The organism is Sebaldella sp. S0638 (genome assembly GCF_024158605.1).
Lineage (GTDB): Bacteria > Fusobacteriota > Fusobacteriia > Fusobacteriales > Leptotrichiaceae > Sebaldella.
The window spans coordinates 20,617-42,459 of record NZ_JAMZGM010000002.1 but is presented as its reverse complement, the minus strand read 5'-3'; the positions used below and the strand labels follow the sequence as shown (position 1 = coordinate 42,459).

The 21,843-nt window shown below is 35.5% G+C and carries 14 protein-coding genes; all 14 read left to right on the top strand.

Annotated elements, in window-relative coordinates:
- Nucleotides 1–12 precede the first annotated feature (12 nt).
- The 14 genes from NK213_RS01155 (at nucleotide 13) to NK213_RS01095 (ending at nucleotide 21,754) form a co-directional block, all read left to right on the top strand.
- On the top strand, nucleotides 13–942 hold the full coding sequence (locus tag NK213_RS01155; protein ID WP_253346104.1) for a tRNA-dihydrouridine synthase: 930 nt from the start codon (nucleotides 13–15) through the stop codon (nucleotides 940–942).
- A gap of 99 nt (nucleotides 943–1,041) precedes the next feature.
- Entirely contained in the window at nucleotides 1,042–1,893 is an 852-nt protein-coding gene (gene accD / locus NK213_RS01150) for an acetyl-CoA carboxylase, carboxyltransferase subunit beta (protein WP_253346103.1), read from the top strand.
- Between the two features lie 12 nt (nucleotides 1,894–1,905).
- Complete coding sequence (locus tag NK213_RS01145) at nucleotides 1,906–2,850, top strand: acetyl-CoA carboxylase carboxyltransferase subunit alpha (protein WP_253346102.1); 945 nt, start codon at nucleotides 1,906–1,908, stop codon at nucleotides 2,848–2,850.
- Between the two features lie 8 nt (nucleotides 2,851–2,858).
- Nucleotides 2,859–3,821, top strand: coding sequence for a 6-phosphofructokinase (gene pfkA / locus NK213_RS01140; protein WP_253346101.1), 963 nt, complete (start codon nucleotides 2,859–2,861; stop codon nucleotides 3,819–3,821).
- Nucleotides 3,822–3,841: 20 nt separating this feature from the next.
- Entirely contained in the window at nucleotides 3,842–5,251 is a 1,410-nt protein-coding gene (pykF, locus tag NK213_RS01135) for a pyruvate kinase PykF (RefSeq protein ID WP_253346100.1), read from the top strand.
- A 210-nt stretch (nucleotides 5,252–5,461) separates the two neighbouring features.
- Nucleotides 5,462–6,118, top strand: a complete 657-nt coding sequence (locus NK213_RS01130) for a nitroreductase family protein (protein WP_253346099.1) — start codon at nucleotides 5,462–5,464, stop codon at nucleotides 6,116–6,118.
- Between the two features lie 129 nt (nucleotides 6,119–6,247).
- The gene (locus NK213_RS01125) at nucleotides 6,248–6,955 is read left to right on the top strand and encodes a GH25 family lysozyme (RefSeq protein ID WP_253346098.1); all 708 of its coding nucleotides are present in this window, start codon (nucleotides 6,248–6,250) and stop codon (nucleotides 6,953–6,955) included.
- Between the two features lie 17 nt (nucleotides 6,956–6,972).
- Entirely contained in the window at nucleotides 6,973–7,557 is a 585-nt protein-coding gene (gene recR, locus NK213_RS01120; protein WP_253346097.1) for a recombination mediator RecR, read from the top strand.
- 763 nt (nucleotides 7,558–8,320) lie between these two features.
- Nucleotides 8,321–8,446 carry a hypothetical protein gene (locus NK213_RS20365; protein WP_256478624.1) on the top strand — a complete coding sequence of 42 codons (126 nt, stop codon included), beginning with the start codon at nucleotides 8,321–8,323 and terminating at the stop codon, nucleotides 8,444–8,446.
- Nucleotides 8,447–8,592: 146 nt separating this feature from the next.
- Entirely contained in the window at nucleotides 8,593–15,531 is a 6,939-nt protein-coding gene (locus NK213_RS01115; protein WP_253346096.1) for an autotransporter domain-containing protein, read from the top strand.
- Between the two features lie 361 nt (nucleotides 15,532–15,892).
- A complete protein-coding gene (locus NK213_RS01110) occupies nucleotides 15,893–17,473 on the top strand; it encodes a PTS transporter subunit EIIC (protein WP_253346095.1) in 1,581 nt (526 codons plus the stop codon).
- Between the two features lie 17 nt (nucleotides 17,474–17,490).
- Nucleotides 17,491–19,044 (top strand): DUF3604 domain-containing protein, encoded by a 1,554-nt coding sequence (locus tag NK213_RS01105; RefSeq protein ID WP_253346094.1) that lies wholly within the window; start codon nucleotides 17,491–17,493, stop codon nucleotides 19,042–19,044.
- 17 nt (nucleotides 19,045–19,061) lie between these two features.
- Complete coding sequence (locus tag NK213_RS01100; protein ID WP_253346093.1) at nucleotides 19,062–20,426, top strand: sulfatase; 1,365 nt, start codon at nucleotides 19,062–19,064, stop codon at nucleotides 20,424–20,426.
- A 110-nt stretch (nucleotides 20,427–20,536) separates the two neighbouring features.
- Entirely contained in the window at nucleotides 20,537–21,754 is a 1,218-nt protein-coding gene (locus NK213_RS01095; protein ID WP_253346092.1) for an ROK family transcriptional regulator, read from the top strand.
- Nucleotides 21,755–21,843: the final 89 nt, after the last annotated feature.

Here is a 21,843-nt window from a genome sequence, read left to right as displayed (position 1 = left end):
AAGGTGGTAATTATGCAGGTAATGACTGCACCTATGGCGGGAGTGACTGATTACAGTTTTAGGAAAATACTGTATGAATTTTCTCCGGACATCATATTTACTGAAATGGTAGATGTAAATGCATTAAAATACAATAATCACAGAACATTGGATGAAATACTGCGAAGAGCAGGAAATGAAGCAGTACAGATTTTTGGAAATAAAAATGACGATTTTTTGCAGGCAGTAAAGATTCTTATAAATAAAGGGTTTGGGCATATAGATATAAATCTGGGATGTCCGATGAAGAAAATAGTCAGGGCAGGGAAAGGTTCCGCCCTGCTTTTAGAATACGAGTTTGTGAAAAACCTGACTGCGGATATAAAAAAGGAGTATGGCAGCGATATTACGTTATCAATAAAAATAAGAACAGGTTATAAAAATTTTTCAAACCCCGAATATTACGTAAATCTCGCAGAAGAGTATGATCTGTACCAAATATGCATCCATGGAAGAACTCAGGAGCAGATGTACAGCGGTTATGCAGACTGGAATATAATAAAAGAAATGAAACAAAAATATAAAAATGTAACTATCATAGGAAACGGCGATTTAACAAATCTTCAAGAAATAAAGGAAAAAACAGAATTAGCAAAGCCTGACGGCATAATGCTTGCAAGAGGTCTGCTCGGCAATCCATGGCTGATAAAAGCAGCAAAAGATTATTTTAATACAGGTGAGTCCGTGGAATATGAAGTAAGTAGGGAAGAAATAAAGAATACCCTGATAAAACATATAAATTACTGTATAGAGGATAAAGGAGAAATAAGGGCAAACTTAGATATGAGAAAACATATCTTTTGGTATTTAAAGAATCTGGAAAATATAGAAAAAATAAAAAATGATATTATAAAAATTAAAACTATAAGAGATGTACTTAAATATATTGTAGACAATATATAGAATATGATCTGACAAGAAGAAATTTAGGGTCAGCATGAAATTTTATTTGCAAAAATAAGTACAATCTAGTAAAATATAAAATACTGGAGAGGTGATTTTATGGGAATTTTTTCTGCTAAAAAAACGAAAAATCAATATGCTAAAGTTACAACTAAATCTAAACTGACTTTAGACATAACAGAAAGCAGCCAATGGAAAAAATGTTCGAAATGCAATGAGATAATATATAATGAAGATCTGAAAAATAATCTTAACGTTTGTCCGAAATGCGGCAATTATTTTCCGCTGAATGCATTTGAAAGAATAGAATTATTAATAGATGAGAGAACTTTTGAAGAGCAGGACATCACGCTTAATTCAAAAGATTTTTTAAATTTTCCAATGTACAAAGAAAAGCTGGAAGAAAGTATTGATAAAAGCAGAATGTTAGATGCTGTGATTTCGGGTTCCGGAAAAATAAACGGAATTGATGTGAATATCGCAGTAATGGATTTTAACTTTATGGGCGGAAGTATGGGCTCGGTAGTTGGTGAAAAAGTTACAAGAATACTGGAAAAATCTCTTAAAGAAAAAGTTCCGGCTATTGTGGTAGCAAGCTCAGGAGGAGCCAGAATGCAGGAAGGGATAGTATCTCTTATGCAGATGGCTAAGACTTCAGGTGCGGTAAAAAGACTAAACGAAGAAGGAGTACCTTTTATTTCTGTACCGGTTAATCCTACCACAGGAGGGGTAACAGCTTCATTTGCCATGCTTGGGGATGTCATAATAACAGAACCTGATGCATTAATCGGGTTTGCAGGTCCGAGAGTAATAGAGCAGACCATAAACCAGAAACTTCCAAAAGGATTTCAGCGTGCTGAATTCTTATTAGAACATGGAATGGTAGACATAATATCTGAAAGAAAAGACCTGAAAGAAACAATATTCAGAGTTCTTGAAAAATTAGTGTAAACTGGAGGTTATATGAGTATAGAAGCTGAAATGAGAGATTTGGAATCTAAAATAGAGGAATTAAAAAAATTCTCAAAGGAACAAAATATAGATTTTTCCAAGCAGATAGAAGAATTGGAAGAAGTTTTGAAAGAGAAAATAAAAGAATTTTCAAAAACCGAGATAGATGCTTGGGGAAGAACACAAATATCAAGAAATCCAAAAAGACCTTATACAATGGATTATATAGAGAGAATAGCAGATGACTTTGTAGAACTTCACGGAGACAGACTGTCAAAAGATGATCATGCAATAGTGGGCGGTCTGGGATCTATAGACGGAAACGGGGTCATGATAATAGGACATCAAAAAGGCCGTGATATGGAAGCAAATATATATAGAAATTTTGGTATGGCAAGTCCCGAAGGGTACAGAAAAGCCCTTAGGCTCATGAGAATGGCTGAGAGATTTGAGATACCTATTTTGACATTCATAGATACTTCCGGAGCATATCCGGGACTGGAAGCAGAAGAAAAAGGACAGGCTGAAGCAATAGCGAAAAACCTTGCTGAAATGTTCGGATTAACTGTTCCGATAATAGCAGTGGTAATAGGAGAAGGAGGAAGCGGCGGAGCTCTTGGAATCGGAGTAGCTGATTCTGTACTTATGATGGAAAACAGTATTTATTCTGTAATTTCACCTGAAGGATGTGCAAGTATTTTATTTAAAGACTCCAAAAAAGCACCTGAGGCAGCAAGAAGTCTTAGAATAGATGCTTTTAGTTTAAAAAGTCTTGGGATAATAGATGGAATTATAAAAGAGCCTATTGGCGGGGCACACAGAGATTATGACGAAACTGCCAAAAATTTGAAAAGTGCCGTAGTAAAGGAATTTAGAAAATTAGAAAAAATAGAAATTGAAAAATTGTTGGAAAACAGATATAATAAATTTAGGCGAATTGGTGAATTTTTTGAGTAGGAGGAAAAATGAAAAAGATCGGAATTTTAACAAGTGGTGGAGACTCACCAGGTATGAACACAGCGATCAGAGCCGTTACTAAAATGGCAATGAACTACAACTGTGAGATGTACGGTATTAAAAGAGGATATAAGGGAATGCTTAATGATGAAATATTTAAGCTTAATCCTCTCGATGTATCAGGTATAGCAGATAGAGGAGGGACTATTCTGCTGTCGGCGAGACTTCCGGAATTCAAGCAGCCTGAGGTAAGGGCAAAGGCAGCTGAAAACTTGAAGAGACATGGAATTGAAGGGTTAGTAGTAATAGGAGGAGATGGTTCTTATCGTGGAGCTGATCTTCTTTTTAGAGAACATGGAATAAAGGTAGTAGGAATTCCAGGAACAATAGATAATGACATAGCCGGTACTGATTATACAATCGGTTATGACACAACACTGAATATTATTTTAGATGCTATTTCCAGAATAAGAGATACTGCGAATTCACATGAGAGAACATATTTAATTGAAGTAATGGGGAGAGATTGCGGGGATTTAGCATTATATTCTGCTATGGCCGGAGGAGCTAACGGTGTATTAATACCAGAGGTTAACAGATCAATAGACGAGCTGGCAGAAGATATAAAAGAAAGAAGATCTCAAAGAAAACTATCAGACATTATTATCGTGGCAGAAGGCGTAGGTCATGTTTTTGACATAGCTAAAGAGCTGAAAGAGAAAATAAATACAGAAATAAGGGTAACTGTATTAGGTCACATCCAAAGAGGAGGTTCACCTACTGCATTCGACAGAGTATTAGCTACAAGAATGGGTGCAAGAGCATTTGAACTTCTTATGGAAGGTGAGAGCGGAATAATGGTCGGTATGGAAAATAACAAAATGGTAACTCACGCTATCTCTTACGCATGGGAAAATAAAACTAACATTTCTTTGGATGATTATAACTTAACTCATCTTTTATCTATATAATATTTAGGAGGATTTTTAAAATGAAAATGACAAAAATTGTTTGTACAATTGGACCAAAATCAGAAGGTAAGGAAGTTCTTACAAGTCTGATAGACAATGGTATGAACGTTATGAGACTGAATTTCTCACACGGAGATTATGAAGAACATGGTGGAAGAATAAGAACAGCCAGAGAAATAATGGCTGAAACAAATAAGCATATAGCAATTTTATTAGATACAAAAGGACCTGAAATAAGAACAGGAAAACTGGAAGACGGGAAAGATGTTCTTCTTGAAACAGGAAAAGAAGTAATAATAACAGTTGACTATTCATTTGTAGGAAATAAAGATAAGTTCGCAGTATCTTATCAGGGAATCATCAATGATTTAAAACCAGGAAATATAATTCTTCTTGATGATGGATTAATAGCTCTTGAAGTACAGGGAATAAGCGGAACAGAAATAAAGTGTTTAATTAAGAATACAGGAGAATTAGGAGAGCATAAAGGAGTAAACCTTCCGGGAGTATCTGTAAGTTTACCGGCTCTTGCTGAAAAAGACATAGAGGATCTGAAATTCGGATGTGAACAGGGAGTAGACTTCATAGCAGCTTCATTTATCAGAAAAGCAGGAGATGTAGCGGAAGTAAGAAGCGTCCTTGATGCAAACGGCGGAGAAAATATAAAAATAATTTCAAAAATAGAGAGTCAGGAAGGTCTTGATAATTTTGACGAAATTCTGGAATTATCAGACGGAATCATGGTAGCCAGAGGAGATCTCGGGGTAGAAATACCAGTAGAAGAAGTTCCTTTTGCACAAAAAATGATGATAAAAAAATGTAATGAAGAAGGAAAAGTAGTAATTACAGCTACTCAAATGCTGGATTCAATGATAAGAAATCCAAGACCAACAAGAGCAGAAGTGGGAGACGTAGCAAATGCAATACTTGATGGTACAGATGCAGTAATGCTTTCAGGAGAATCGGCAAAAGGAAAATATCCGTTGGAGACTGTGAAAACTATGGCAGCTATAGCTGACAGAACAGACAGATTCAAAAAATATAAAGATCTTATTTTTGACGGAGATATTACTATAACAGAAGCTGTATCTAAAGGTGCAGTGGAAGCAGGAAATCTTCTTGGTGCAAAAGCAATACTTGTATGGACTAAGAGCGGTAGAGCTGCAAGAATGGTAAGAAAATACGGACCGGTTGTTCCTATAGTAGCACTTACTGACAATGAGCAGACAGCAAGACAGCTTTCATTAACAAGAGGAGTAACAAGCTTTGTAGATAAAAATCTGGACAAAACAGATGAATTCTTCTCAAGAGCAATGGAACTGGTATCTACATTACCAACTATCAAAAACGGTGATATAGTAGTATTAGTTACAGGAATATCTGAAACAGGAACTACAAATACATTTAAAGTAGGAATAGTAGGAGAATAAATAAATAGAGAGAGGTGCTGTGTATTTCAGACCTCTTTTTTAATCTTTTAAAAATTTTAAATAAAAAAATAAAAGATAATAGAATTTAATAATATAAAATGTTGAATTTTAGTGTGTAGATTGCTATACTAATAGTGAATGTATCACTTAATTTATTTGTAAAACTTTGAAATATGGCAATATATAACAAACTCAGAGAGGAGAATTATATTGAAAAATTTGATTAATCAAAATGTAAATGATGTATTTGATGAAATTGTACGTAAAAGAAGAAGTATCCGTTCCTTTAAAAGTATGGTGCCGTCTAAAGAAATAATAAAAGAAGTAATAAGGGCAGGAGCATATGCACCTTTTGCAGCACTTGCGGTAACTGACATCTCGCAGTACAGACGTTTTTATGTTTTTACTAAGAATCACGGGTATCTGGACAGAATAAATACATACATAAAAGAAGCAGCAAAAATGAATCTGGAAAAATTGAGGGAAGATTTGGAAAAAGAACCGAATTTTAAAGAAGATTCTGAATCTTATAAAAGAAGACTAGAAAGCTTTGCTATGAACGGTTTTATCGGAATGTCAGAAGTGCCGTGCCTGATAGTAATTGCTGAAAAAAGAGGGCTGCCGTCGGTAGAAAGACAGTCTTTGGCGCATGTTCTGGAAAATATGTGGCTGAAAGTAGCGGCTATGGATCTGGGGATGCATCTGTTTTCCATAATAGAAAGTCTTAGCAGCAGCGAAGAATTCAGCAAGCTTCTAAAACTTGAACATGATGAATACACTTATACAGGATGTGTAATAGGATATCCGGTAACTAAGCCGGAAACAAAAGAAGATATCCATGTGGATAAATCTATTACATGGTATTAGAAAAAGTAAAATATTAGCAGGATGAATAATTATATTATTCCCTAAAATAAGTTTTTTGTGAAAACAGGCAGATATTCATAAACATACAGTATTATGATATAATATGATAACAGATATAAGGGAGAAAATATGAAAAAGATATTTTTACTGGTTCCTTTAGTAATTATTTTTGGAGTTTATACTGCATTTGAACAAGGTTATCTCAGGTTTAACTATCCCGGAAGAAAAGCCTTTCCTGTGAGAGGAATAGATATTTCCCATCATCAGAAGAAAATTAACTGGGAAAAACTAAGAAATGAAAAAATAAACTTTGTAATAATTAAAGCTACTGAAGGCGTAGACTATCAGGATCCTAATTTTAGCGTGAACTGGAATAAATCACTGAAAGAAGGATATGAAACAGGGGCATATCATTTTTACAGATTATGCAGAAGCGGAAATGAGCAGGCAGAAAATTTTATTAATACAGTTCCAAAATCTGAAATTACTTTGCCGCCGTTTGTAGATCTGGAATATGGCGGGAACTGTAAGACTGATAAAAGCAGGGATGAAGTAAAGAAGGAAATATATATTTTTCTGGAAACAGTAAAAAATTATTATGGAAAAACTCCCGTACTTTATGCAACAGATTCTTTTTATAAAGATTACATAGAGAATGACTATCTGGATTATAATATATGGATAAGGGATATTATATCAAAGCCAAAGCTGGAAAATGACAGGAAATGGGCATTCTGGCAATATGCAAACAGAGGCCGGCTGAGAGGAATAGATGGTTTTGTCGATCTGAATGTCTTTTATGGTTCTGAAAAAGAATATAAGGAATTTATAAAATAAGGAGAAATAATATAAATATGAAATCACTGGATAATATAGTAGATGAATTCGCAAAACTTCCGGGAATAGGAAGAAAAAGTGCAATGAGAATAGCATTTTATGTTCTCGAAATGGAAGATGAGGAACTGCTTAATTTTATGACAGTTCTGAAAGAAGCAAAAGAGAAAATAAAAAAATGTAAGATATGCGGAAATCTTACAGAAGATGATATTTGTGAAATTTGTTCCGATGAAGAGCGTGACAGCAGTATTATATGCATTGTAAAAGATTCAAGAGATATTATAGCTTTTGAGAAATCAAAAACATATAACGGGCTTTATCACGTTTTAGGAGGAATAATAGATCCGCTGAACGGAATAGGAGTAGATGATCTGGATATAGATAAACTTACCAACCGGCTTACAGACAGTGTAAAAGAAGTGATTCTGGCGCTGGATCCCAGCCTTGAAGGAGAGACGACATCGCTGTATCTTTCCAAGATCATAAAGGACAAGGAAATAAAGGTCTCAAGAATAGCAAGCGGTATTCCTATGGGCGGCAATATTGAATTTTCAGATATAGCCACTCTTTCAAGGTCGCTGGAAGGACGTAAGGAAATATAAACGCATAAATATTAAAAGACTGTATTAAACAGAGAGAATTTAAATTATAAATGATGATTTAATAAACCTGGTTTGTATGGTCTTTTTTTATGTGATTTATTTATAAGTTCAAATAAAATTGTTTGTTATACAATTGTATGTGAAAGAAAAAGCTGTTTTATAGTTAATTTGAAATAAAAAAGAACAATATTTTTGATAAATAAATCATAAGATATAAGATTATTTAAAATTTTGAGGTATCATAACCTTAAAGCTGTACTTCAATTTTTTATATATAAAATAAATAAAAAATGAAAACTAATTTATTAAAAAAGGGAAAAGGTATATCTGATAAGTATGATATTTGTGTTATAATTATAGTGATACTTTATGCCATAATTATTGTTTTAATCAAAATATAATTTTTTTAGTTTATAAAACTTATATTCTAATAATTATTTGAAAATAAATGGTAAAGATATCGAAAACATCTATAAATCGCTTATGCGGAAGATGAATTATACTGGAAAAATGTTTTGGGAACCGGGTTTAAGCTGGTAGAATAACAGAAGGAGGTATAGAGGGGAATTCTTTTTATTATTTTTGTTAATGTCGGGAATGGCAGCAACAGCTGGTGTAAAAGGAAAATAGCGATATTTGAATTAGTAGAGAATTTATGTTAGATATAAAGCCTTAAAATGATATAGTCCGACAACATGCGAATATAATAAGATTTTTAAATATTTAAACATTTAAAATAAAATTGCCAGTAAAGGAGAGTGATATGAAAAAGGTAACAATATTATTATTTTTTACAACAATAAGTGCCGCTACGATTACTTTGTATGAATATAAAAGGGAATTCAGGGAAGATCTAAAAGGCAGGCGGAGTGATGTGAGCAGTATCTAAACAGCGGACAGAAGCTGGAAAAAAACTGATGAGAGCAAATATACAGACAGGGGAAAAATCAAGTGCAATACAGAAAATAGAGAATTTATTATTTAGAATAGAATATTACAAAATAAAAAACAGCATAAGGTAATCAAGGAGGAATAATGAAAGTAAATAAAAAATTATTAATATCATTTTTAGCGTTGAATGCAGTAATACCGTCAACTACCAGTGGTGCAGAAACTTCGGCTTCATCTAAATATGACAGAATGTATAATAATATGGTAAAGAATCTCGAACAGGGGAAATCTAACCAAAAAAATTATCAAGTATTGGAACGAATACTTAATCAAAAAAATAAAGAATTAAAAGATTTACATTTACAGGGAGACTATATAGTAAAACCGGAATATCTGGAATGGCAGATATTTTTCTCGGGATTTTATGACGAATATGGTGACGGAGTGGATAACAGCTCTGAAAACGCATTATATCATTCGAAAGTAAATGGATATTATGATGCAAGCGGAAACTATGTGACAACAAGCGGAACTATAGGAGGAGGACTTGCAGGAAAGCCTTATAAGCCGCTGCAGCAGCCTAAAGATATAAATTTAGGGGTTAGTATTCCGTTAAAGGGAATGAGCAGAGAACCGCTTACATTGTCTTTGTCTCCGGCAAGTGAAATTAGTATAAATCCAAGTACACTCACAGTAAATGCACCAACAGGGGTATCGATACCATCTTTAAGCTTTTTGGAATTCCAGCCTTTGGAACCAGTAGTGGAATTACCTCAGCTAGTACCAATTCCAATAATAACAATTGGTGGTGCAGGCGGAGGAAATAGTGGTTATACTGGATTTTATCCTACAGGGGATCCAAATGGAAATGCTATAATATCGCAAATGGATGTACTTTCAGGTGAAATTTATGCACATATTGCTAATCACTCAGGAGGAGGAGGATATGGTTCAAAAGTAATTTATGACAATTATACATTGACTAATCTTACTGGAGGACCGGCAGCTGGGTTGACACTATCAGGCGGAGCAGCACAGGCTCTTCCGGCAGGAGTGTACAATTCTACCACGAATACAAGTGTTCAAGGGATATTCAAGGTAATAGACAATACAATAACAAGATATGGAACAGCAGGAGGGAATCCTTCTGATTTAGTAGTAACTCTGGAAGGAGATGATCCAAATCCTGTATTTTTGGGACAAATTTTACACTATGATGAGCATTATCTTGGGACACAATATAATCTTGATGGACTAGAGACACAGGGATGGATAACAAGTGCAGAAAAAACAGAACTTGCAGATAAATTTTTGGATACTGTTCTGGGACATACAACTGCAAACAGAATGTTTCAATATGTAGAAAATAATACTACATGGAATCTGAAAGGTTCCAGTATAGTAGCGGTAAACTTACAGGCACACAGCGGAAGCCAAGCTGCGAACAGTATATTTATGAACAGAGGGAAAATAATAGGATTAAATGAAGCAAGTACAAATAATAATCTGGTTGGAAATCAAGTTGCCTTTATGTTTACTGAAGGAACAAGCAGTCAAAAACAGGAAGGTTTTGATAATACAGGATTAATAGAAATGAGAGCACCGGGAAATGTTATATACCTGATGACAGCCAGTGCAAGTTCTTCTGGAAACGGAAAACATCTTCTCATGAATAACGGAGATATAAAACTTTATGGAAGACAAAATGTAGGAGTATATACAAGATCCGGGACAACAAATCTTACAAGAACAGAAATAAAACTGTATAATCCGATAACAGTTCTGGGAGACGAAAGTATTGGAGTAGATATAGAAAGAGTATTAAACTTTGCAAATTCAAAAATAAAAGTAGATGTGGGGACAGAAGATCCAAGACAGACTGCTGCCAGTGCTACTGGAGTAAATAACCTTGAGAACAGCGGACATATAGCAAATCCGGGATATAGCGACCAACACACAGATAACGGAATTGGAATGTATATTAATTTAGCTTCAACATTTACATTGAATGACTATGAAATAAAGATGGGGGGATATTCACAGAAAGGTATTGGAATAAGAATTGAAAACGGTAATTTGACTTTGGGAAGTAATATGTCTGATTTAACAACAAAGCATTCATTGACAAGTGACGGCGGAATAGGGAATATACTAATTGCAGGGATTGGTGCTTCATCTTCTGTAACAACAGATGTAAACACTATTCTTGAGGTGAAAAACGGTAAATCGCAGGTAGGTTTATATGCTAACACAGGTTCAGGGATTAATAATGCCGGAACATTAAATGCAACTGGCGATGGGACAAAAGGAATTGTAGTGGATACCGCGAGTTCTATAATAAATACTGGTGTAATTAATGTGGCCGGCGGAGTGTATACAGATTCTTCAAATAATAAATCAGGTTCTGTGGGAGTAGCAGTAAAAGATGCAGGTTCGACATTTACTTCTTCTGGAGTCGGAAGTAATGTAACAGTGGATGTTTCTGGTAAAGAATCTACAGGATTATTCGCTGATACAGGAGTAATTGACATAACTAACGGAGCAATAAAAACTTCTGACGGAGCATTTAACCTATATGCAAAAGGAAGTACAGGGAAAATAAAATTAACAAATGCAAGTATGGAAACGGGACAAAGATCACTGTTATTCTATAATGAAAGTGGAGGAACTTTTGAATTAAATAATGTAAATGCGACAATAAAAGGTGCAGCAAATTCAAATGACAGAGGAACAGCATTTTATTATGTGGGGACAGGAGTTCTGCCGGCATTGACAACAAGTAATTTATCAGCATATTTTACAAGTACATTTAACGGAACAGCTCCTAATTTAACATTAAATATGGAATCTGGATCGAGACTTTTTATAGTAGATAATGTATCGATTGATTTGAGTGTAACAGCCACACCTTTAGGATCAATAGCAGGCGGACCTGTAGTAAATGGTACAGATTATAAAACATATATGATGTATAAGAGTCTGCTTGGAATAGATCAGAATATAAGTCTGGATACAGCTTCTGATGCATATAATAATTTGGAAATAGTATCATCAAGTATATATAATAATGGGTTCAATATAACTGGAAATCTTGCAAATCAAGTAGCAATGGGACAGGAAAACGGACTGGATACTCTAGGGGGTTCTTTGCCGAGAAGTACGGTATCACTAACAAATGACGGAGGAAACATAACATTATCAGGTGCTTCTTCCGTGGGAATGTATTCAAACTATGGAGAATTGAAAAATATAAGTTTGGGAACAATTAATGTAAGCGGAACAGGGTCTATAGGAATGTACGGAGCAAATGGTTCATTGATTGATAATCAAACCGGATCAGTTATTAATATTTCTGATTCAGGAGTAGGAATATATGCTGAAGGATATAAACAGGGCGTTGCACAAGCTTTTGGTGATGGGAAAATTAATATAATTAACAGTGGACTGATACAAGCTGGTACATCGACTAATGCAATAGGAGTATATGCTAATAATAACAGTACAGTAGGTATAGGAGATGCACAAATTAACCTGTCAAACGGAACTATAGATTTGAGAGCTTCTGAAAATGCTGTTGGTGTTTTTGTAGACAAAGGAACTGTAACAGATGCAGGATCAACAATAACTGTAGGTAAAAACGGTGTAGCGCTTTATGCCAAGGACAGCAGCGTAACATTGACAGGAACTACAATTAATCTGTTTGGAGATAATTCGTTAGGACTTTATCTTGACGGTACAACAAGTTTTACAGGAAGCGGTAACATAAATATAGATGGTCAGAATGTAGTGTTATTCAACATGAATTCCAGCGGAGCAATCAATAATTCATTTAATGTCACAAGTGTTACACCGGGGTCTACTTATACACTTGGGAATATAGCGGGAGGAATATTTGAGTACACAGGAAGCAGTAATCTCGCTTCAAACGGGACTCTTGTATCGGGAAAAAATTCAGCAATATATCTGAACGGTTCTACGATAACATCATCTCCAGGAGCAACAAATGTGGCAGCTGTGGCATTAGACGGGACATATACAGGGCTTGGAACTTTGCCGGCAGGAATGACTCCCGGGACAGACGGAGAAAATAACGGCACTATTATCTTAGGAGACGGTTCGGTAGGTATTTTCGGGAAAAATGGATCAAAAATAAGTAACAAAGGAACAATAACAGTAGATAATGCTTCAGCTGGGTTAATGACTTCAGGAAGCGGTGCTTTTGCACAAAACAGCGGAACGATAAATATAGGAACAGGTTCTCAGGGAATGTATCTGAAAGACGGTTCATATGTTCAGAATCTGGTCGGAGGAAATATATTAAGCAGCGGGGCAGGTTCTGTGGGAATATATGCCACAGACAGTATTTCGGGTACAATGCAGGCAATAAATGACGGAACTATAGATCTTTCGGGAGACAGATCTATAGGTATCTATTTTACAGGAACAAATAATCATTCGATAATTAATAACTCTACAGGTATAATAAAAATAGGAGATTCTACTAATACATCTGACCCAGGTATAGGAATATACAGTGCAGCAGCAGGAAGTACAGTTACAAACTGGGGAACAGTAACATCAGGAATCAGTTCAATAGGTATTTACAGTGACGGAGGAACAGTAGATAATTACGGTGTATCAAATATAGGAGATTCGGGAATCGGAATATATTCTACGAACGGAATTGTAAATCTGAATACAGGTTCGGCACTAAACATGGGGACAAACGGAGCTGTGGGAGTATACGGTATATCATCAGCAGTGACAAATGCGGCTGATTTGAATATAGGCAGCGGTAACTATGGATTTATATTAAAAGGCGGATCATTTATAAACAGTCTGGGAACAAACAGTGTTACAGGAACAGATACTGTATATATGTACAGTTCAGAAGGAACAACAGTAACAAATGACGGTAATCTTACAATGACAGGAACAGATAACGTGGGATTCTACATGGCGCAGGATCCTGTAAGCCTTATCGGCGGTGCTGTTATGATAAATAACGGTATTATAACAGGTACAGCAGGAAATAATAATGTGGGAATATATAATTACGGCGGTACAGTGGATAACTTTGGTACTGTAGCTGTGGGTAACTCAGACCTTGCATTTTTACCGGGGACAACAGAAGTGGATGTGGACAACAGTAAATATTCCGTGGGAATATATGGAGAAAATTCTACAATAGTAAACCATTCAGGCGGTAACATATCTGCCGGCTATGGAGGATACGGAATAGTAGCAAAAGGAGGAAGTGCGAGCAACTTTGGTAATATAACAACAAGCGGAGACTACTCCACAGGAATGTATACTGAAGGCGGAATAATAGTAAATGAATCTGGAGCAACAATAAATGTAACAGGTGACAATGCAATAGGTATGGCTGGAAAAGGTCCAGGATCACAGATAATAAACCATGGATTGATACAGATAACAGGTAATGATGCAATAGGTATGTATGGTAACCTTGGAACAATAATTACCAACACAGGTACTATAACAATAACAGGAAGCGGACAGGCTTTTGTGTCGTCAGATCCTGATGATCCGGCACATAGTGTGGGAACAGGAGCAACTGTGAACGGCTCTCTTGATAATGTAATACAGTCAATAGGAAGTACACATGCACTTCCGGCACTGATAAATGCAGGAATAATAAAAACAAGCGGAGTTCTGGCGCTGGATGGTCTTCAGGTAATGATAAAGCCTGATCCTACATCTGTACAGCCTTCATCAGACCCGAATTATGATTTTGAATTATCGGGAACATCCATAATAGCTGACCAGATAACTACGTCAAAGCCTATAGTAATACTTCCGGGATTTGCAGATGGAACTATAGCGGATGTTTATAAACTGGAAGGTGTAGTAAAGGCAACATCAGGAAAATATGATTTTGTAAGCGGATCGCTTCTGTGGGAAGCAACGCCTAAAGCAACAGGAACAGGTTCTGATGTATATATGTCGAGAAAAGCATTTACAGATTTTACAGACGGATTATGGTATGAAGATTTTGGAACAGCTTTGGAAAATAACTTCCTGAGCGCATCGGGTGACGGGGTAACTATATATAATAAAACAGCATATATCCCTGATGAAGAGAATTTCAGACATATAATGGGAAGTCTCGCAGGAAATGTGTATGCTAATATTAATCAAAGAGAAGATGATATAGCAAGAGCATTTGAAAATTCATTGCATTTAATGCAGAATTCAGAGAATAACACAAAAGAAAACGTAAAAGTAAGTGTAATAGCAGGAAAAGGTAAAAATAAAGAAGAAACAGATGGTGTTACTGGATACGATTACACTACAACAGGGGTATTAGCACTTAGGGAAGTAGAAAGAACATACAGACACACATTTGGGTATTCGTTAGGATATTTGCATACAGGTTTTGAGTTCAATGACGGAAATGACAGTGAAGAATGGGTAGATACTATTCAGCTTGGGTTACATAATAAGTATAAATCAAGCGGCTGGGAATTAAGAAATGACCTTACAGGAAGAGTAAGTTTTCATAATATAGACAGAAATATAGACTGGCCGTCAACGCTGGGAAGATCTGAAATGAACGGAACATATGAAACATATAGTATAACAAGTGACAATATTCTTGGAAAAGAATTTGAACTTGGTAAAAATGCAAGTATAATGCCGTATGGAGCATTCAGGGCAATGTATGTAATGAGACCTGATTTTAGCGAAAGCGGACTTGAAAAACTTGAAGTAGAAGGAAATGATGCTTGGAGTGCAAAGCCGAGAGCAGGAGTAGAACTGAAAGGAATAGTACCTTTGGGAGCTAAATCTGCATGGCAGCTAAAAGGAACACTTGATTTTGCCTATGAGTATGAACTTGCAGACTTAAATGAAAGAGAAAAAGCAAGATTAATAGCTATAGAAGACGGATATCATAAACTTTCAAAACCACAGGATGAAAAAGGAACATTTAGAACAAAGGCGGCAATAGGGGTAGAAGTAGAAGACAGATACGGAATATTCCTTACAGGAGAGTATTCTACAGGAAATGATAAAGAAAACGACTATAGAGCAGGAGTAACATTAAAAGCAGTATTTTAGCATCAGGTAAATAGATTGGAAAAGAGATATGTTCATATTTTTTAGAAAATAAAAACTATTTATTATATTTCAAGAAAAGCCGGAATCAGATATTCCGGCTTTTTTCCTATAGGAAAATAAAAAAAATTCTATATAAATATAAAAAATAAAAATATATACTATTTCACAGGAGCTGTTTTTACAGGAGTTCATGTATAAATTAATTTTAATTAATAAAAATATTTTATCAAATACTATTGACTATTTTTGAAAACGGGGTAATATAGAATTATAAATAACGTTATAAGATGAAAAAACATGTTTTTTTGACAGAAGAAAAGAATTTAGTAAAATATTTTTATTAATTAGAAGTGGAGGAAATATGGGAATAAAGGAAAAGGCTTTTAATTTGGGACAAAAATTGGGAAAAGCCATATTACTGCCAATAGCAATACTTCCTGTAGCGGGATTACTGCTGGGAGTGTCGGCGGCATTATCAAATCCGGTTATAGTAAAAACGTATCCCGCATTAAATCATGTGGCGATGCAGGCAGTATTTAAAATAATGAATGCTGCGGGAAATGGTGTTTTTTCGGCGCTGCCTTTAATATTTGCAGTGGGAATAGCAGTAGGTCTTGCTAAAGCTGATAAAGGAACAGCAGGTTTAGCTTCTGTAATAGGTTATTTAATAATGAACTGTACAATCAATGCATTATTGACTATTACAGGAACAATAGCACCGAAAGATATGGATCCGAAACTGTTCGGACAGGGAAATATATTAGGTACAGTTACTTTGCAGACAGGTATATTCGGAGGAATTATAATAGGGTTAATGGTAGCATATCTGCATAACAGATATTATCAGAAAAAACTCCCTACATATCTTGCGTTTTTCGGAGGCTCGAGATTTGTGCCGATAGTAACAGCAGTGGCAGCATTGTTTGCCGGAGCAGCTTTATTCTTTATCTGGCCTTTCTTTGGGGCATTATTTGCATCAGCTGGTATACTTGTAAATAAAACAGGGCTTTTAGGAGCTTTTATATATGGATTTATATTGCGTTTGCTGCTGCCGCTGGGACTTCACCATGTGTTTTATCTCCCATTCTGGACAACGGCACTTGGAGGTACGCTTGAAGTAGGCGGTAAGAATGTGGAAGGCTTTCAGGCAGTTTTTCTTGCACAGCTTGGTGATCCTAATACTGCTAAGTTTTTTGGGAATCTTGCAAAATTTAACAGCGGAAGATATCTTCACATTATGATAGGACTTCCTGCGGTATGCCTTGCAATGTATCGTGCAATACCAGATAAAAAAAGAAGAATAGCCACAATGGGATTTTTGCTTTCAGCAGCATTAACATCATTTATAACAGGAGTAACAGAACCTATTGACTTTGCTCTGCTCTTTGCTTCACCCGTACTGTATCTTGTAAGCTGTGTATACTTTGCCCTTTGTTTTGTGATAACTACAGTAGCTGATATTACAATAGGTTCTACTTTTTCAGCAGGAGTAATAGAATTTCTGCTATTCGGGGTAATGCAGGGCAATGCAAAAACCGGTTATTTATATCTGTTGTTAATTGGAATACCATTGTTTTTTGTGTATTACTTTTCATTCAAATTTATGATTCAAAAATTCAACTATAAAACTCCGGGAAGAGGAGATGAAGCAGATGATGTAATGATGGATGAGCCGGGAAGCGGAAAAGTAACAGACGGCAAAAAAGAACAGGCTATTATTGACGGACTCGGGGGACTTGAAAATATAGTTGATCTTGATAACTGTGCTACAAGGCTTCGTGTAACAGTGAAAGACGGAACAAAAATAAGCGAGCCAAGATTAAAAGGAACAGGCGCAGTAGGAATTATAAGCAAAGGAAATTCTATTCAGGTAGTATACGGACCAACTGTAAATATAATAAAAAATGATTTGGAAGCGTATATAAAAAGTATTGAAATATAAAAAGCAAGGAGAAAAAAATGGATAAACAAAAACTGCTTTGGGGGGATTTACACTCAAATATACATCATAATCAAATTGATGAAATGGAAAAATGGTATGAATTTGCCAAAGAAGTGACAGATTTCTGGGCTGTGGCATATTATCCCTATTTTATGAGAAAACTTGATTCAGGACTTGGTATAGAAGATATTTATGATAAAGATATAAGGGAGAAAGACTGGGAAGAAGTACTGGAATTTTGCAGGGAAAAGAGTTCTATGGCTGGGAAAGACGGAAATATTCCCGTGTTTGCCGGTTATGAATGGCAGGGATCAGGGCTTGACGGCGATCATAATGTATTTTTTCTCGGAGATGACGGCGAGCTTTTTAATCCTTTGAGATATGAAGAATTATGTAATATGCTTCCTTTAGGCGAAGCAATTGCCATACCGCATCATCCTGCATATGCATTGGGAAGCAGAGGTAAAAACTGGAAAACCCATAATTCTGATTATTCTCCTTTTATAGAAATATTTTCATCTCATGGTTCATCAGAAAGCGGTTATACAGACCGTCATATGCAGCGCCATATACATATGGGGCCGAGAACAGGCGGAACATCAGTGTTTGACGGGCTGACAGGAGGTAATGAGGTCGGAATAATAGCCTCAGGGGATAATCATTCAGTACCGGCAATGTATGGACATGGTCTGATGGCATGCTACGCAGAAGATAATACAAAAGAAAAGATCTGGGAAGCAATGCTGAAAAAACATGTTTACGGTGTTACAGGAAATAAAATAAAGCTGAAATACAACATAGGCGACGCCATGATGGGAGATAAAATAAGCGAGAGACCGTCTTACAACCATGTGGTGGAAACTGAAGCCGGAGATGCTGTAGATAGAATTGAACTTATTAGGAACGGAATAATAGAAAAAGTACATACACATTCAGGAACATGGGAAGAAAAAAAGATTACCGGAGAAGTAACATTTAAATTCCGTGCAGAATTCGGATGGGGTCCGGATTTACGTATATATCCCGACATAACAACGAAAAAATGGTCGGGAAGCCTTGAAACTTCGGGAGAAATTATAAGTATAGAAAAATGCTGGACTTCATATGGACAAAAACTTTTCTGGGAAGAAAAAAATAAATGTGAATTTGAGCTGACTACACATAAGACTTCCCAGAGCGGCAAATGGATGGGTCCTTCACCTGTAACATCAGAAAGCTTTATATTTGAAATAAAGGCAGACATAGATTCGGATATCATAATGACGGTTGACGGTAAAACTTTTACATATTCTGTCAGAAGTATTCTTGAGAATACACAGCTTATCAGCTTTGAAGATGAAGCGAGAAAGCTTTCAAAAGAAAGATTCGGATTTGACGAGTTTTATAGAAATGATAACTTTCACCATAATGCATATAAGGTATTACTTCACAGGGGAACTCCCGAAGACGGGTACAAAGTACACTGGGAAACTGCGACATCTGGTAAAAAGAAAGAAAAAGACTTTTATATGGTAAAAGTATTTCAGAGAGACGGAAATATAGCGTGGTCATCGCCTATATGGGTTGAATAACAAGGAGGTTTAACATAATGAATATTTTATACATACACACACATGATTCGGGAAGATTTTTGAAACCATACGGATTTAACGTACCCACTGATTATTTACTGGAGTTTGCCAAGGACGCCGTGGTTTTCAGGAAGGCATTCTGCGGGGCGCCTACATGTTCACCGAGCAGATCAGTACTGCTTACGGGTATGTATGCTCATAATAACGGAATGCTGGGGCTTGCACACAGAGGTTTCAGAATAAACGACTATAGCAAACACCTTGCGAGTTATCTGAAAAATTATGATTATGAAACAGTTTTATCCGGTGTACAGCATGAGGCTGACTCATGGCTGAACTTTGACAAGGCAGCAAAAATAATAGGTTACAGTTGTGATATAACCACTGTGCCTGAAAAAAATAATGAAGAAGAACTTGTTTACTGGGACAGAAATAATGCAGGAGAAGCTGCGGGATATATAAAAAACGCTGCGAAAACCAATAATAAATTTTTTATGTCATTTGGTATGTTCAGCACTCATAGAAAATATCCTGTTATTTCCGAAAATAAAACAGATCCCGATTATGTGGAACTGCCTCCGAGAACTTATGACAATGAAAACAACAGGGCTGATACGGCAAAATATATGGATTCGGCAAAAATGGCAGATGATTGTATAAAAACTGTAATAGAAGCATTAAAAGATTCAGGGCTTTATGATAAGACAATAATAATTTTTACTACTGATCACGGTGTGGCGAATCCTTTTGACAAGTGTTTTTTAAATGACAGCGGAATAGGCGTTGCTTTGATAATAAGGGATCCGAAACAGGAAAAGCAGGGAAGAGTAATAGATGCAATGGTTTCGCATATAGATATTTTTCCCACACTATGTGAGCTTACAGGCGTGGAAAAACCGGGATGGCTTCAGGGAAAATCACTGGTTCCCCTTCTTTATGAAAATAAAAAGGTCAGGGAAGAAATATATGCCGAGATCAATTATCATACGTCCTATGAACCAGCAAGATGTGTAAGAAATGAAAGATATAAGTATATAAAATATTTTGACAAAACATATGACAAATATAATTATTCCAATATGGATGATTCCAAGGTAAAAGAATTTCTCACGGAAAACGGTCTTTTGGATATGAAAAAAGAAATGGAGATACTTTATGATTTATACTTTGATCCGGGAGAAAATAATAATGTTGCAGGAAAAGCCGAATACAGCGATGTTCTTGCACAGATGAGAGGAAAGCTGGAAAGCTGGCAGACAGAAACAGGAGACCCTGTACTTCTGGGGGAAATAGATGCACCGGAAGGGGCAAAAATAAATAAAAAAGGGAGTATGTCAGCGGGATCAAAAAATAAAGATGACTATGAAAAATTTCCGGAATAAAATATGAATTCATATATAAATAGAAAAAAAGTCTTTTTTATGTTATATATTTAGTATAATGTAATTTTGATAAAAGCGGTAATTATTTAAAATACCGGAAAGGGTTATATATGAAAATCGGAATAAATCTTCAGGATATAAAACAGAGAAATCTAAAGGCAGTATTAAGGGCAGTGAATAAATACGGCCAGATACCGAAAAAGGAAATAGCAGAGGTTCTTGGCATGACGCCGATGACTATTTCCAACATTGCCAATGAAATGATAGAAGAAGGAATATTAAAAACAATAGGGAAAAAAGAAGAGAAAAATATTGGAAGAAAAAAAATTCTTATAGGTATAAATTATGAATATAAGAAGATAATCGGAATATATATACATCAGTATGACGAATTTATAAAAGTGAAGACTGGGATAACATATCTCAATTCAGAAACTATAGATGAAATAAGTCTTATTTATAAAAAAGATGAAGACCCGATGTATATGTTTCAGGATATTTCGGATAATATAAAAGAAAAATTAAAAAAATTAAAAATCAATAAGAATGAAATTCTCGGAATAGGAATATCTATTGTAGGTATAGTAGATCAGGAGAACGGAATAAGTATAAATGCACAGGGTCTGTGGAATGAAAAAATAGAGGTAACCCGGGTATTTGAAGAAAACTTTGATATTCCCGTTCATTTGGCTAATAATATACACACATATTTTCTTGCATACAAAATGTTTGGAAATATGAAGACTGACAGCGGGAGTTATATTTTCCTGAAATACGGTATGGGAATAGGATCTGCTCTTATAATGAATAATGAGATACAGGACGGGATTCATTTCAGCGCGGGGAAATTATCGCATATACGTGTGGAATCCCCGTCTGTGGTGAAATGTTCATGCGGCGATATAAACTGTCTTGATGCAGTGGTGAATTTTTACAGAATTATAAAAGAAGTAAAAGAAGTATATTCAGAGGAAAGCACTCCTGTATTATTTGGTAAAACAGAAGGGGCAGAAGATAACATAAATATAGAGAATATATTTTATGCTTATTCACAGGGAGAAGTAATGATAAAGGAAATACTGGAAAGAAAATATTACGCCATAGCTTCTGTACTGGTGGATACGATAAAATTTATTGATCCCGACAAGGTTTTTATCACAGGTTATGGTTTTACCGATGAAACCCTGAACAGACTGTTTCTTGATTATGTTTATGAATTAAGCAACAGAAAAATAAGCAGGGAAATATTCGTAAGAAATGATATATACAAAATACCGCAGTATTTGGGTGCAGTGGCTCTTATTCTGGAGAAGGAATTCTACAATTGATAATACGGCAGTTTTATATTTTGTAAAAGGAAGATAAGTAAACAGTCTCTTTCTGAATTATAAACGAAACTGTTGTAATCAGGAGACAG